Below are 13,698 nucleotides of genomic sequence, written 5' to 3'. Positions count from 1 at the left end.
CCGACCCGTCGGCGGGATGCCTGGGCCTACGCCCAAGTAGGCTGGGCCCATGAGTTCCTCCTTCGCCTCGCAGCGGTTCAAGCCGTCCAACGCCGCCAAGCGACTCGGCGTCTACCTGCCTGCCACGCCGCAGGAGTTCCAGGACTCGCCCGTCACGCGTGCCGAGCTCGAGGAGCTGGAGACCAACCCGCCCGAGTGGCTGGCCGAGCTGCGCCGCAACGGCCCGCACCCGCGGCCCGTCGTGGCGGGGCGCCTCGGCATCTCGATCGCCGGCCTGGCCCGCGGTGGCATCACCGAGCCGCTGACCACCGAGCAGATCAACGAGCTGCGCGACGACCCGCCCGCGTGGCTGGCCCAGGAGCGCGAGATCGCCGCTCAGGTGCGCGCCGAGGAGGAGCGCGTCGAGGAGGCCCGCAAGGCAGCGGAGAAGAAGGCCCGCTCCGCACGGTGAGCCCAGAGGCCGACGCCGTCCTGGCCGAGCTCCTCCCCTGTCCCGAGGACGGCTCGCGCGCCGACGGCCCCGTCGCCGTCGACGCCACCGACCGGCTGCTCCTCGACGAGGCCGCCCCGCTGATCGAGCGGGACCCGGACGGCGTGGTCGTGATCGGCGACCGGTTCGGTGCCCTCACCCTGGGTGCGCTGGCGCTGGGCGCCCGCAACGTCGACGTGTACCAGGACGCGATCACTGCCGAGGCCGCGCTCTCCGCCAACTCAGCGCGCGCGTCCCAGACCCTGTGGGCGGGGCGCGAACAGGCCGCCGAGAACGCGCCCGTCCCACACGAACCCGCCCGAGTCGGCTTCACCGTCCACGACGAGCTCGGTCCCGACCTGCTCACGGGCGCGCGGCTCGTGCTGCTCCAGCTGCCGCCGTCGCTCGCCGAGCTGACCGAGATCACCGAGCACGTCGCCCGGCACGCCGACCCGGCGCTCACCCTGCTCGCCGGCGGCCGGGTCAAGCACATGACCCACGCGATGAACGATGTGCTCAGCGCCTCGTTCGGGCAGGTCAGCCCGTCACTCGCGCGACAGAAGTCGCGGCTGCTGATCGCGCGGGCACCCCGGTCCGACGTCGGCCCGCTCACCTATCCCGTCACCGCCCGGCTCACCGACCGCGAGATCCTGGACGCCATCGGCGCCCCGGAGGAAGCGGACGCGGGGCTGACCGTCGTCGCGCACGGGGCCGCCTTCGCCGGTGCCACGCTCGACCTCGGCACCCGCTTCCTGCTGGCCCAGGCCCACCGCTGGCCCGGCCTGTCAGGTGCCCAGGCCGGCCCGGCCTCCCCCACGTACGACCCGGACTTCATGGACGGCCGCCCCATCGCGGTCGATCTCGGCTGCGGCACCGGCATCCTCGCCACCGTCCTGGCGCTGCGCTTCCCCGGCGCCCACGTGATCGCGACGGACCGGAGCACGGCCGCCTGCGCCTCGACGAAGGCGACGCTCGCCGCGAACGGCGTCAGGGCCGCCGTCGTGCGGGGCGACGCAGGGGACCTGCTCCCCGTCCCCGACGGCACGGCCGACCTCGTGCTGCTCAACCCGCCGTTCCACGACCGTACGGCGTTGAGCACGGACGCGGCGCACCGCATGTTCGCCGCCGCGGGCCGCGTCCTGCGTGACGGCGGCGAGCTGTGGACCGTCTTCAACACGGGCCTGCGCTACCGCGGCGCGCTGCAGCGCGCCGTCGGGCCGACGGAGCACGTGGCCCAGAACCCGAGGTTCACCGTGACCCGGAGTGTGCGGAAAGTACTTACAGAACAGTCAGTAACGGGCGGTTAGCCTGGCTGGGCGCTCACCCGGGCGCATCCGCACCGGCAGCACGCCCGGTCTTCGCCGGCCTGCCCCGAGCTCGAAGGATCTGTCGATGAGGACACTCCGGACCACCCTGCGCGGCGCCGCCGTCGCGGCCGTCGCAGCATCGCTCGCCGCGGGAGCCGCGGTCACCGCTCTGCCGGCTACCGCCGCACCGACCGCCATGAACGAGGGCAGAACCATGGCGAAGGCCTCCGTGGCGAAGGCAGAGCAGGACGCGACGTCAAAGTCCGAGCACAAGACCAAGAAGCCGAAGAAGCCGAAGGTGAAGAAGCCGAAGAAGGCAGCTGCCGACCCCGACTTCGGAGCCAACGTCACGTTCATCGACGAGACCTGGACCGTCGACCGGATCAACGAGTTCCTCGAGACGGTGAACGACGAGGCGGAGTTCAGCCTCGACCGGCACCAGGTGTTCTTCGAGCCCGGCACCTACGGGAGCGCCGCGGGCCAGGACGACCCGGCCACCGCGACCGGCATCGTCAACGCCCACGTGGGCTACTACGAGTCGATATCGGGCCTCGGCGCGCAGCCCGACGACGTCCACATCAACGGCGCACTGCACGTGGAGCCGGTGGTCGGCTGTCCCAGCCAGCCCTGGGCGTGCGCCGACCCTGGCTCGCTGACCCGCTTCTGGCGGTCGATCTCCAACATGGGGATCAACCCGATCCAGCGCCCGATCGGCGAGGACGCGGCCCTGCCGTACCCGGCGGGCGTGACCCAACCGCACCAGATGCGCTTCGCCGTCTCGCAGGCGGCGCCGATGCGGCGCATGGACATCCAGGGTGACCTGACGATCTTCGGCCGGTACGGCGAGTTCGCCTCCGGCGGCTACCTGGCCAACTCGCGCGTCTCCGGCACCATCGAGTCCGGCTCGCAGCAGCAGTGGTTCACCCGTAACTCGGAGGTGGGCGCGTGGGAAGGCGGCGTGTGGAACATGCTCTTCTCCGGCGTGACCGGTGCGCCCGCCAACGACTTCGGCCAGCCGGTGGGGGAGGGAGTCGGCGTGACGACGACCGTCGGTTCCACGCCGGTCAGCCGTGAGGCCCCGTTCCTGTACCGGGACGGCTCCGGCGAGCTCGCCGTCTTCGTCCCGAAGGCGAAGACGGACAGCAGCGGCACCGACTGGTCCACCGGACCGGAAGCCGGTGAGTCGATCGACGTCTCCGAGTTCTACGTCGCCAAGGAGGGGTCCGACGACGCCGCCTCGATCAACGCGGCGCTGGCCGCCGGCAAGAACCTCATCCTGACCCCCGGTGTCTACGAGCTCGACGCGGCCCTGCAGATCGACCGCGCCGACACGGTGGTGCTCGGCCTGGGCTACGCCTCGCTCACCCCGACGGCCGGCAACGCCGTCGTCGAGGTCGGCGACGTGGCGGGTGTCAAGATCGCCGGTATCACCGCCGACGCCAACGTCCCCGAGTCAGAGACGCTCATCAAGGTCGGCCCGACGGGCGCCACCGTCTCCGACGCCGCCGACCCGACCACGCTCACCGACGTCTTCGTCCGGGTGGGCGGCCCCTGGGCCGGCAAGGCCGTCACCTCCATCGAGGTGAACAGCCCCGACACGCTCCTGGACCACATCTGGGCCTGGCGCGGTGATCACGGCAACGGCATCGGGTGGGACGTCAACACCGGCGCCCACGGCGTCATCGTCAACGGTGACCGGGTCACCGCGACGGGCCTGTTCGTGGAGCACTACCAGGAGGAGCAGACCATCTGGAACGGCGAGGACGGCCAGACGCTCTTCTACCAGAACGAGCTGCCCTACGACGTACCGAACCAGGCCGCGTGGATGGACGGTGACCGCCTCGGCTACGCCGCCTACCGAGTCGCCGACGACGTGCAGAACCACTCCGCGATCGGTACCGGCACGTACTCGTTCTTCAACCAGGGCCAGGACATCCGCCTGGAGTCCGGCATCCAGGCGCCGAACGCGCCCGGCGTGTCGTTCGGGTCGATGACCGCCGTGTTCCTCAACGGCTCGGGCGGCATCAACCACGTCATCAACGACACCGGTGCCGCGGTCCAGCAGGGAACGCAGAAGTCCCAGGTCGTCACCTACCCGTAACCCGGCTCCGACCCTCCCGCGAGCGAACCAGGGCGGGAAGAAGCTGCAGCGCACCCCGCCGGGGTGCGCTGCAGCTCTGGTTCTACCTCGGCGAACGTGTCACTGAACCCCGACGACGTCCACCACGAAGACCAGCGTGTCCCCACCGGCGATGCCGGCCTGCGGCACGCCGCGTGCACCGTAGCCGTGCTCCGGCGGGATCGAGAGCATGAGGCGCGAGCCGACGTTCTGGCCCACCATGCCCTTGTCCCAGCCACCGATGACGGCGCCGACGCCGATCGGGAAGTCGATGGTGGTGCCACGGTCGTAGGAGTTGTCGAAGACGTGGCCGCCCCAGGTCTGGCCCAGGTAGTTCACCACGATGGTGCGTCCGGACTCGACGACCGGGCCGTTGCCCTCGGAGAGCACCTGCACCTGCAGGCCGGCGGGTGCGCCACCCTCGGGGAACGTCAGCTCCGGCTTGTCACCGAAGGCGCCGGAGGCGGTAGGAAGCGTGGTCACGAGGATTGCCTCTCGATCGGGATGGCACCGAGCAGGCCCGGCGCCGTTACCCGCCCACCCTATGCGGCCACCACGGCTGCCCGCGAAGCGGCGGCCGTCTGCCGCAGCGCGTCCAGGGCCGCCACGGCCGGCGGCGTGTGCGCCACCGCGTCCTGCATCACGGCATAGATCGAGCGCACGGGAGTCGGGCGCACCACGGGCACGGCGACCGTCGCCTGCGGCAGGTGGACGGCGCCGAGCTGGGGCAGCACGGTCATGCCGATCCCTGCCTCCACGAACGCGACAGCCGTCGCGTAGTCGTGCGCCTCGACGTGGAAGGTGGGACTGAAGCCTGCCGCGGTGCACGCCTCGAGGAGGTTGCGCCGGCACCAGCCGCGCGCGAAGTCGTTGTCGACCCAGGACTCGTCGGCGAGCTCGGCGAGCTCGATCTCGTCCCGGTCGGCGAACCGGTGGCTGCGCGGCAGGACGGCGACGTACGGGTCGTCGATCAGGTGGTGCGCGGTGAAACCGCTCCCGGCTTCGAACCCGGCCTGCGCCACGCAGACCTGCAGGTCGGCCCGGTCCTCGGTCTTGTCAGGGATGTGCTCGGCCAGCTCCAGGCCGAGGCGGACACCCGGGAACTGCGTGGTGACGGCGCGCACGACGTCGGGCAGCCAGGCCGAGCCCACCGAGGCGAAATAGGCGACCGAGAGCGAGCCGGTGCGGCCCGCACGCAGGTCGGCGACCATGGACTCCGCCTCGCCGAGCCGTTCGAGCACGCCGTCGGCCTGGGCGGCCAGGGCATGCCCGGCGGCGGTGGGGCGGACGCCGCGGCCGTGCCGCGCCAGGAGCTTGAGCCCGGTCTCGCGCTGGAGCGCGGAGACGTGCTGGCTGACGGCGGACGGCGTGTAGCCGAGATTCGCCGCGGCCGCACCGATGGATCCGGAGGCGACGACGGAACGGAAGACGCGAAGGCGGTGGACGTCGAGCATGGCGCCACTGTACAGCGAAACTGAATTCAGATGAAGGAACAATCGCTGGTGCTTCACAGTGCTTCGGGGTCACCATCGCACCATGACGAACACCACGCCCGTCGCACCTGTCACGCCGGCCCCGCCAGCCACGCACCGCTTTCTCGTCCCGGCGGCCGCCGCGGTGACCGTCGTCCTCTGGGGCTCCGCGTTCATCGGCATCCGGTCTGCCGGGTTCGACTACTCACCGGGCGCCCTCGCCCTGGGCCGGATCCTCGTCGGCACCATCACGCTGACCGTCATGGCCGCCCTGGCCCGCAAGCTGCGACTGCCACGGGGCCGCACCCTGGTGGGCGTCATCGTCTGGGGCGTGCTCTGGTTCGGGCTGTACAATCTCGCCCTGAACGCGGCAGAGCGCACCCTCGACGCGGGCACCGCCTCGCTGCTGGTCGGGCTAGCGCCCATCCTCATCGCCGTGTTCGCGGGGATCTCGCTCGGCGAGGGCTTCCCCGCCCGGCTCCTGCTCGGCATCGGCATCGCCTTCGCGGGCGTCGCCGGGATCGCGCTGGCCACGTCGAGCGGCGCCTCCGGCGGGGTCAGCGTCGCCCTGGGCCTGGCTGCCGCCGTCATCTACGCGGGCAGCACGATGATGCAGAAGCGGCTGCTCCCCAAGGTGGAGTCGCTCACCATGACCTGGCTGGGCTGCCTCGCCGGCACCGTCGCCTGCCTCCCGTTCACCCCGGTGCTCCTGGACGAGCTCGCCGTCGCTCCGACGTCGGCCACGCTGAGCATGGTCTACCTGGGCGTGTTCCCCACCGCGATCGCGTTCGCCACCTGGGGCTTCGCCCTCACCCGCACGACGGCGGGCCGGCTCGGCGCCGCTACCTACGCGGCCGCGCCGCTCGCTCTGCTCATGTCGTGGGCGCTGCTGGGGGAGGTGCCCACCCCGATCGCTCTGGTCGGCGGCTCGCTGTGCCTGGCGGGCGTGCTCGTAGCGACGCTGAAGCTGCGCTAACCTCCCGCCCGCTCCGCCGAGGGTGATGAGCCTGCCTTGCGGGTCAGGACCGCCCGCTCCGCCGCGTTGCCGCACAGCTCCGCCGCACGCAGGTACTCGGCCCTGGCCTCGGCCGTGCGGCCGAGCCGCGACAGCAGCTCGGCCCGCACGCCGGGCAGCAGGTGGGTCCCGGCGAGCTGCCCCTGGGCCACCAGCCCGTCCACGATGCGCAGCCCGAGGTCGGGACCGTGCGCCATCGCGACCGCCACCGCCCGGTTCAGGTCAACGACGGGCGAGGGAGCCACCCGGCCGAGCGCCTCGTACAGCACGACGATCCGCTCCCAGTCGGTCCGCGGCACCGAGCTCGCCACCGCGTGGCACTCCGCGATCCCGGCCTGCAGGGCATAGGCGCCCATCCCCGACGGGCCGACGGCGCGCCGCAGCGCCGCCCTGCCGCGGATGATCGCCGCCCGACGTCGCCGACGACCCCTCCGTGAAGATCACGTACAGCACACCGCGCACCGACGAGAGCCGGTCGGCCCGGTCCGCGCCGTCGGGCACCTCGAAGGGGACCCGCGCCGCCGCCAGCGTCTTCTTCGCACGACTGATGCGCGCCTGCACCGTCGCGACCGGAGCCAGGAAGGCACGGGAGATCTCGTCGCTCGTCAGACCGCCCACGACGCGCAGCGTGAGGGCGATCCGCGCCTCCCGGGAGAGCACGGGGTGGCAGGCCACGAACATGAGGGCGAGCACGTCGTCATCGATCCGGTCAGGGTCATAGACCTCCGGGTCAGAACCCAGTTCACCTGCGACGATGCTCGTCGTGGCGGCTACGGCTCCCCCGGCTCCCGAGGTCGCCTCCCCCTCGGCCAGGCCGTGCGCGAGCGCGGCGTACCGCTCGTCGCGCCCGGCCCGACGTCGGTAGGCGTCGATCGCCCGGCGTCGCGCGGTCGCGATGAGCCAGGCCGCCGGGTCCCGCGGCGTGCCGTCGCGTGGCCAGGAGACGAGCGCCGCGGCGAGCGCCTCCTGGGCCACGTCCTCGGCGAGCTCGAAGTCGCGGGTGTAGCGGGTGAGCGCGCCGACGATGCGCGCGGACTCGATCCGCCAGACCGCCTCGACCGCCCGGCGCGCGGCGTCGTGCTCGTTCAGAGCTGGCCGGTCGACTCGCGCCATGCGCGTTCCTTCTGGATCCACTCGTTGTCCTGCGGGAAGTCGTCGATCTGGCTGACCTTGCGGATCTCCGCCTTGCTGCCCGGGCCGGCGAGCGGCGCCCGCTTGGCCCACTCGACAGCTTCCTCCTTGGAGGCGACGTCGAGGATCCAGAAGCCGTTGAACAGCTCCTTGGTCTCGCCGTACGGGCCGTCCGTCACGACGGGCGTCTCGGACGAGTAGTCGACGACCACGGTGTCGGCGGCGTCCTCGAGCCCTTCGGCCGCGACGAGCACGCCGGCCTGGATCATCTCGTCGTTGAACTTGCCCATCTCGTTCATGATCGTCTCGAAGTCGACGTCCGCGAACGCGGCCCACGTCTCGTCCGTCGAGCGCATGATCAGCATGTACTTCGCCATGGTTCCTTCTCCTGTGGTCGGCGGCCCCTGATGGGACCTTCTCACTCACAGGTCGAATGGGAAACCGCTCGATCGACACGTCCGGGAACTTGTTCCACGATCAGCTTCGCGTGGGTCCGTCGAGGGTTGCGCGCAGGGCTTGTGCAAGCCCTGTGCAGCGCACGGCAACGGTTCTGCGCGTCACACAGGTGCGGCTTGCCACGTGCGCTGAACGTGCGGAACCCTTGAGTCTCATGACGCTCGAATCGATTGAGCCAGTGGAGGCCGACGCCGCCTCCACGGCATCCGGCACGGCCCCTCGGCGCCGCAAGACCCCGAAGTCCACGGACCGGGGCCCGGTCAAGGGGCACACGTCGAGCGACGGCGCCTCCCCGCGCGCATGGGACGGCCGCAGCAAGTTCCCCCACATCGGCGAGTACGGATTCCTCTCGGACTGTGAGACCAACGCGCTGATCGCGCCGTCGGGCAGCGTCGAGTGGATGTGCGTACCCCGACCCGACTCACCCAGCATCTTCGCCAAGATCCTCGACCGGGGAGCCGGCTACTTCCGCGTGGGGCCGCACGGCGTGCGGGTGCCGGTCGCGCGCCGCTACCTGCCCGGCACGCTCATCCTCGAGACCACGTGGCAGACGCCGACCGGCTGGCTCGTCGTGCGCGACGCCATGCTGATGGGGCCGTGGCACGACCTCGAGTCGCGCTCCGGCACCCACCGCCGCACCCCCACCGACGACGACGCCGAGCACATCCTGATGCGCACCATCAAGTGCGTGTCGGGCACCGTGGACCTTGAGGTCGTGTGCGAGCCCCGCCCCGACTACGCGCGGTCCGAGGTGGACTGGGAGTACGAGAACAGCGGCTACTCGTCGGTGGTCGCCGACACCGGTGACTCCAACCCGAACCTGCACCTGCGCTCCAGCCTGCGCTTCGGCCTCGAGGGCAAGCGTGCCACCGCCCGCACCCGGATGACGGAGGGCGCCACGCACTTCGTCGCCATGTCGTGGGGCTCGCAGAGCGCGCCGACGACGTACGCGGGCGCTCTCGACGCGATGTGGCGCACCGAGCGGTTCTGGCGTGACTGGATCACGCAGGGCGAGTTCCCGGACCACCCGTGGCGTGCCTACCTCCAGCGGTCGGCGCTCACCCTGAAGGGACTCACCTACTCCCCCACGGGCGCGCTGATCGCCGCCGCGACCACCTCCCTGCCCGAGACGCCCGGCGGAGAGCGCAACTGGGACTACCGGTACGCATGGATCCGTGACTCCACGTTCGCGCTGTGGGGGCTGTACACCCTCGGCCTGGAGCGCGAGGCGAACGACTTCTTCGCGTTCATCCAGGATGTCTGTCGCGACAACCGACAGCTGCAGATCATGTACGGCGTGGGCGGCGAGGAGACCCTCGAGGAGTTCGAGCTGCCGCACCTGTCGGGCTACGAGGGCGCCCAGCCCGTCCGGGTCGGCAACGCGGCGTACGACCAGCGGCAGCACGACGTGTGGGGTGCGGTGCTGGACTCCGTGTGGCTGCACGCCAAGTCGCGTGACCAGCTGCCCGAGTCGCTGTGGCCGATCCTCAAGCGGCAGGTCGAGGAGGCCACGAAGCATTGGCACGAGCCCGACCGGGGTATCTGGGAGGTGCGGGGCGAGCCGCAGCACTTCACCAGCTCCAAGCTCATGTGCTGGGTGGCGATGGACCGCGGCGCCAAGCTCGCCCGGCTGTACGACGAGCCCGACTACGCCCAGTCGTGGCAGAAGATCGCCGACGAGATCGCCGACGACATCTGCACCAAGGGCGTGGACGAGCGTGGCGTGTTCACGCAGCGATACGGCGACCCGGCGCTCGACGCGTCCCTGCTGCTCGTCCCGCTGCTGCGGTTCCTGCCGCCGGACGACCACCGGGTCCGGGCCACGGTGCTCGCCATCGCGGACGAGCTCACCGAGGACGGTCTCGTGCTGCGTTACCGCACGGAGGAGACCGACGACGGCCTGCAGGGCGAGGAGGGCACCTTCACCATCTGCTCGTTCTGGCTCGTGTCGGCGCTGGTCGAGATCGGTGAGCTGGAGCGGGCCAAGTCGCTGTGCGAGCGGCTGCTCGGCTACGCGTCGTCGCTCAACCTCTACGCCGAGGAGATCGAGCCGGGCACCGGGCGGCACCTGGGGAACTTCCCGCAGGCGTTCACGCACCTGGCCCTGATCAACGCCGTGATGCACGTGATCAAGGCGGAGACCGGCGAGGCCGAGAAGGGCGGCTACTTCGGAGTCCCCCGCCCGGTCTGACCCCTTCACCCCCTTTGAGTGCTGGGCACTTGCTGGTCGGTCGAGGCCGATCCGACAAGTGCCCAGCACTCGGCGTGCACGGGGGCTTGCGACCTTTGGCTAATAGGCGTAGCTTTCCGGCTATGACGACCAACCAGCTCGCCTTCCTCGCGCGGCCCGAAGGCCGCATCGCCTACAGCGACACGGGTTCGGGCCCGCTCGTCGTCGCCGTCCCCGGCATGGGGGACCTCCGGTCCACCTACGACGACGTCGTACCGGCCCTGGTCGACGCCGGCTACCGGGTCGTCGTCACCGACCTGCGCGCCCACGGCGACTCGGACACCACGTTCCGCACGCACGGCGACGACGTGACCGGCGCGGACCTCCTCGCGCTCGTCCAGCACCTCGACGCAGGCCCAGCGGTGCTGCTCGGCAGCTCGATGGGCGCCTCAGCAGCGGCCTGGGCCGCCGCCGAGCGTCCGGACCTCGTGCGCGGCCTGGCCCTGCTCAGCCCCTACCTGCGCCAGCCCGGCTCCCCGGCCGTGCAGCGGGCCATGCGGGTCGTCTACCGGGTGCTGCTGGCCCAGCCGTGGGGTGTCGCCTTCTGGGGGTCCTACTACTCCATGATCTCGAAGGGACGCCGCTCACCCCGGCACGCCGAGCACGTCGCCGCCGTACGGGACAAGCTGCGTGAGCCAGGCCGGCTGAGCTCCTTCCGCGACCTCGCGGTGGCGCTCGACCACTCCGTCGTCGAGGCCCGGCTACCCGCCGTGCAGGCCCCGGCGCTCGTCATCGTCGGAGCGCTCGACCCCGACTTCGCCGACCCCGCGGCGGAGCTGGCCTGGGCTACCGACACGATCGGCGCGCGCGGCGTCCTCGTCCCCGAGGCGGGCCACTATCCGCAGCACCAGACGCCCGACGTCGTCGTGCCCGCCGTGCTCGAGCTCCTCGCCGGGCTCCCCGCGCTGCCGGGTGCCGCGGGCACCTCCGCCGCACAGGCCGAGGACGGCGGTCGGCGTGCCTAGGGCGGGCCTGTCGCCGGACGTGGTGGTCCGCCTGGCCCTCGAGGTCGTCGACGCGGGCGGGCCGAGCGGGTTCGCCGACCTCACGCTCGCCAAGGTCGCCGCGCGGGCCGGTGTCGCGGCCCCGAGCCTCTACAAGCACGTCGGCTCGCTGGCCGACCTCCGCCGCGAGGTCACGGTGATCGCCGTCCGGGAGCTCACGGCCGCGGGCACCTCGGCGACCGTGGGCCGGGCCGGGGCTGACGCGCTCCACGCGCTGGCCGACGCCTGGCGCCGCTACGCCCTCGCCCACCCCGGCCGGTACGCGGCCACCCAGATCGGGGCCGACCCGGACGACCCCGCCGACGCCGTGCACCGGGCAGCCGGCGAGGAGAGCGTCCGGACGGTCGTCTCGGTCCTGCGCGGCTTCGGCCTTCCGGACGAGCGGGTGGTCGACGCCGTTCGCGCGGTCCGCGCCGGTGTCCACGGCTTCGTGACCCTCGAGCTCGGCGCCGGCTTCCGCATGCGGGAGGACGTCGACCAGAGCTTCACCGTGCTGCTCGACATGCTCGTCGCGGGAGTCGCAGCGCTCGCGGCGCCCGACCCTGCGCAGGCCACCACCGGAAGCGACCGATGACCGCCACCCGTTGGACCCCTGCCGCCTTCGTGGCGGCCGGCCTGGCCTTCCTGCTCTTCCCGCTGCTGCGGCCGTGGCCCGACGAGTCCGTCGCCACGGCGGACCTCGCCACGGCCTTCGCGTCCGACCGCTGGGTGCTGGCGCACCTGTGCGGGATCCTCGGACTCGCCCTCCTCGCCCCCGCGCTGCTCGGCCTGCGGACGATCCTCGCCCAGGCCGGTCCCGCCGACGACGACGCGGGTGCGGGCCCGGGTGCCGGTGCAGGTGCGAATGCGGCTGCGGGGGCCGGTGCGCGTGCGGGAAGCAGGGCAGGCGTCGGAACCGCGACCTGGGCGCTGATCACCGCGTGGGTCGGCGCCGGGTGCGCGGCGCTCTACTTCGGCGCCGAGATCTTCGGTCTCCGCACCCTCGCGGAGGCCGCCCTGCGGGAGAACGACCTCGGCCTGCTCGCCCACGCCGAGGTGCTGCGCATGCAGCCGGGCGCCATCGCGCTGTTCGGCGCCGGGCTGTTCCTGCTCGCCGTGGCCGGGGTGCTCGTCGCCGTCGCTCTGTGGCGAGCGGGCGGGCGCCCGAGGTGGGCCGGCGTGCCGCTCGCGATCGGCCTCGTGCTCGTGCTCCCCCAGTTCTTCGGTGGCCCGGGGCTGCGGATCACGCACGGGTTCCTCGTCGCGGCGGGCTGTGTCCTGGTCGCCGTGGCTGCACGTTCCCGGGCCGGCCGCGTGTAGTCCGCCACCGCACGCACGACGACGGCCCGGTCACCTTCCGTGGGGAAGGTGCCGGGCCGTCGTCGGTACAGCGGGTAGGTCAGTCGCTGCCGAAGCTGCTGATGATCGTCACGAGACGCAGCAGCTCGAGGTACAGCCAGATCAGCGTCACCAGCAGGCCGAAGGCCGCCGACCACGCCATCTTGGCGGGCACGCCCGCCTCGACGCCACGCTTGATGGAGTCGAAGTCGACGATCAGGGACGCCGCCGCGAGGCCGACGGCGACCAGTCCGACGATCACGCCGATCGGACCGTTACGCATGCCGAACCCGTCCAGGACGCCAGTGATCATCAGCACGAAGTTGATCAGGCTGAACAGGGCGTAACCCATCAGGGCGAACATCAGCCAGCGGGTGAACTTGGGCGTCACCCGGACCTTGCCGCTCCTGAACAGGAAGAGGCTCACTGCGAACACCGACGCGGTGCCGAGCACCGCCTGCCACACGGCACCTTCGGCCATCTGGTTGAACATCAGCGAGATCGCGCCGAGGAACGCGCCCTCGAACACCGTGTAGGCCACGATGAGGGCGGGGCTCGGGTTCTTCTTGAAGGCGTTGACCAGACCGAGGACCAGGCCACCGACAAGGCCCACGATCATGACGATGCCCAGCATCGGCCGAGGAACCAGCGTCCACGTCGCCGCGGCCACCACGACCAGGAGGGCGAGCAGCCCGCCGGTCTTGATGATCACGTCGTCATAGGTCATCCGCCGGGTGTCCGCCGTGGTGGCGGACGGCGACTGGTACATCGCGTCGAGCTCCGACGCGTCCATCGGCTGCTGACCCGCGGCGCCGTACTGGCCGTACTGGCCGGGCTGCGGCGCAGTGCCGTATGCGGGAGTCTGGTTGGGGTGGGTGGTGGTGCCGCCGCGACGTGCGCCTGCTGCACCGTTGCGACGGGGCTCACCGAAGACGTCGCTTCTCGAAAAGACGGGGTTGCTCATCTGCTCCTCCTGGTCTGTCGGACCATCCTAGGGAACGCTGGGGAGCTCTCAGGAGTTCCCGGGTCATACCTTGGGATGAACTGAGTCCGCCCAAGGGATGATCCCGGCCGGTTATGGGTGCGGCGGGTGCCATCCGCTGCCTAGTCTCATGGTGACCAGTCTTGTCATGAACGCCAGTGACCGCAGAAGCCATCCCGCATGCCAGATGGAAGGG

General features: G+C 71.5%; 12 protein-coding genes and 1 pseudogene. 8 read left to right on the top strand and 5 right to left on the bottom strand.

The features are described 5' to 3' along the window. The first annotated feature begins 49 nt into the window (after window positions 1-49). The 3 genes from APR04_RS16605 (at window position 50) to APR04_RS16595 (ending at window position 3,877) form a co-directional block, all read left to right on the top strand. Window positions 50-451, top strand: a complete 402-nt coding sequence (locus APR04_RS16605) for a DUF5997 family protein (RefSeq protein ID WP_253872074.1) — start codon at window positions 50-52, stop codon at window positions 449-451. After that, complete coding sequence (locus tag APR04_RS16600) at window positions 448-1,776, top strand: class I SAM-dependent methyltransferase (protein ID WP_253872072.1); 1,329 nt, start codon at window positions 448-450, stop codon at window positions 1,774-1,776. Before APR04_RS16605 ends, APR04_RS16600 begins: the two co-directional genes overlap by 4 nt. Window positions 1,777-1,861: 85 nt before the next feature. Further along, complete coding sequence (locus APR04_RS16595; protein WP_253872070.1) at window positions 1,862-3,877, top strand: pectate lyase-like domain-containing protein; 2,016 nt, start codon at window positions 1,862-1,864, stop codon at window positions 3,875-3,877. Window positions 3,878-3,976: 99 nt separating this feature from the next. Here APR04_RS16595 and APR04_RS16590 read toward each other — a convergent pair whose 3' ends face one another. Continuing rightward, the gene (locus tag APR04_RS16590) at window positions 3,977-4,378 is read right to left on the bottom strand and encodes an FKBP-type peptidyl-prolyl cis-trans isomerase (RefSeq protein ID WP_253872068.1); all 402 of its coding nucleotides are present in this window, start codon (window positions 4,376-4,378) and stop codon (window positions 3,977-3,979) included. A gap of 59 nt (window positions 4,379-4,437) precedes the next feature. Then, on the bottom strand, window positions 4,438-5,349 hold the full coding sequence (locus tag APR04_RS16585; protein ID WP_253872066.1) for a LysR family transcriptional regulator: 912 nt from the start codon (window positions 5,347-5,349) through the stop codon (window positions 4,438-4,440). An 82-nt stretch (window positions 5,350-5,431) separates the two neighbouring features. Between APR04_RS16585 and APR04_RS16580 the strand changes: the two genes are divergently transcribed. Next, window positions 5,432-6,343, top strand: a complete 912-nt coding sequence (locus tag APR04_RS16580) for a DMT family transporter (protein WP_253872064.1) — start codon at window positions 5,432-5,434, stop codon at window positions 6,341-6,343. Here the strand turns inward: APR04_RS16580 and APR04_RS16575 are convergent. Further along, window positions 6,340-7,495, bottom strand: a pseudogene (locus APR04_RS16575) (RNA polymerase sigma factor). The gene APR04_RS16580 and the pseudogene APR04_RS16575 overlap by 4 nt on opposite strands. Further along, window positions 7,468-7,890, bottom strand: coding sequence for a YciI family protein (locus APR04_RS16570; RefSeq protein ID WP_253872062.1), 423 nt, complete (start codon window positions 7,888-7,890; stop codon window positions 7,468-7,470). The pseudogene APR04_RS16575 and the gene APR04_RS16570 overlap by 28 nt, the downstream one beginning before the upstream one ends. 233 nt (window positions 7,891-8,123) lie before the next feature. On the opposite strand from APR04_RS16570, the gene APR04_RS16565 reads away from it, so the two are divergent. From APR04_RS16565 to APR04_RS16550, 4 genes are all read left to right on the top strand, one after another. Further along, a complete protein-coding gene (locus APR04_RS16565) occupies window positions 8,124-10,160 on the top strand; it encodes a glycoside hydrolase family 15 protein (protein WP_253872059.1) in 2,037 nt (678 codons plus the stop codon). A gap of 122 nt (window positions 10,161-10,282) precedes the next feature. Beyond that, on the top strand, window positions 10,283-11,164 hold the full coding sequence (locus APR04_RS16560) for an alpha/beta fold hydrolase (protein WP_253872057.1): 882 nt from the start codon (window positions 10,283-10,285) through the stop codon (window positions 11,162-11,164). After that, the gene (locus APR04_RS16555) at window positions 11,157-11,777 is read left to right on the top strand and encodes a TetR/AcrR family transcriptional regulator (RefSeq protein WP_253872055.1); all 621 of its coding nucleotides are present in this window, start codon (window positions 11,157-11,159) and stop codon (window positions 11,775-11,777) included. The genes APR04_RS16560 and APR04_RS16555 overlap by 8 nt, the downstream gene beginning before the upstream one ends. Further along, on the top strand, window positions 11,774-12,502 hold the full coding sequence (locus tag APR04_RS16550; RefSeq protein ID WP_253872054.1) for a hypothetical protein: 729 nt from the start codon (window positions 11,774-11,776) through the stop codon (window positions 12,500-12,502). Before APR04_RS16555 ends, APR04_RS16550 begins: the two co-directional genes overlap by 4 nt. A gap of 79 nt (window positions 12,503-12,581) precedes the next feature. On the opposite strand, the gene APR04_RS16545 is transcribed toward APR04_RS16550, so the two are convergent. Continuing rightward, window positions 12,582-13,484, bottom strand: coding sequence for a Bax inhibitor-1/YccA family protein (locus APR04_RS16545; protein WP_253872052.1), 903 nt, complete (start codon window positions 13,482-13,484; stop codon window positions 12,582-12,584). Between the last annotated feature and the right edge of the window lie 214 nt (window positions 13,485-13,698).

Origin of the sequence: Promicromonospora umidemergens, from assembly GCF_024171995.1 — a bacterium.
Taxonomy (GTDB): domain Bacteria; phylum Actinomycetota; class Actinomycetes; order Actinomycetales; family Cellulomonadaceae; genus Promicromonospora; species Promicromonospora umidemergens.
This window is presented reverse-complemented; position numbering and strand designations above follow the sequence as displayed.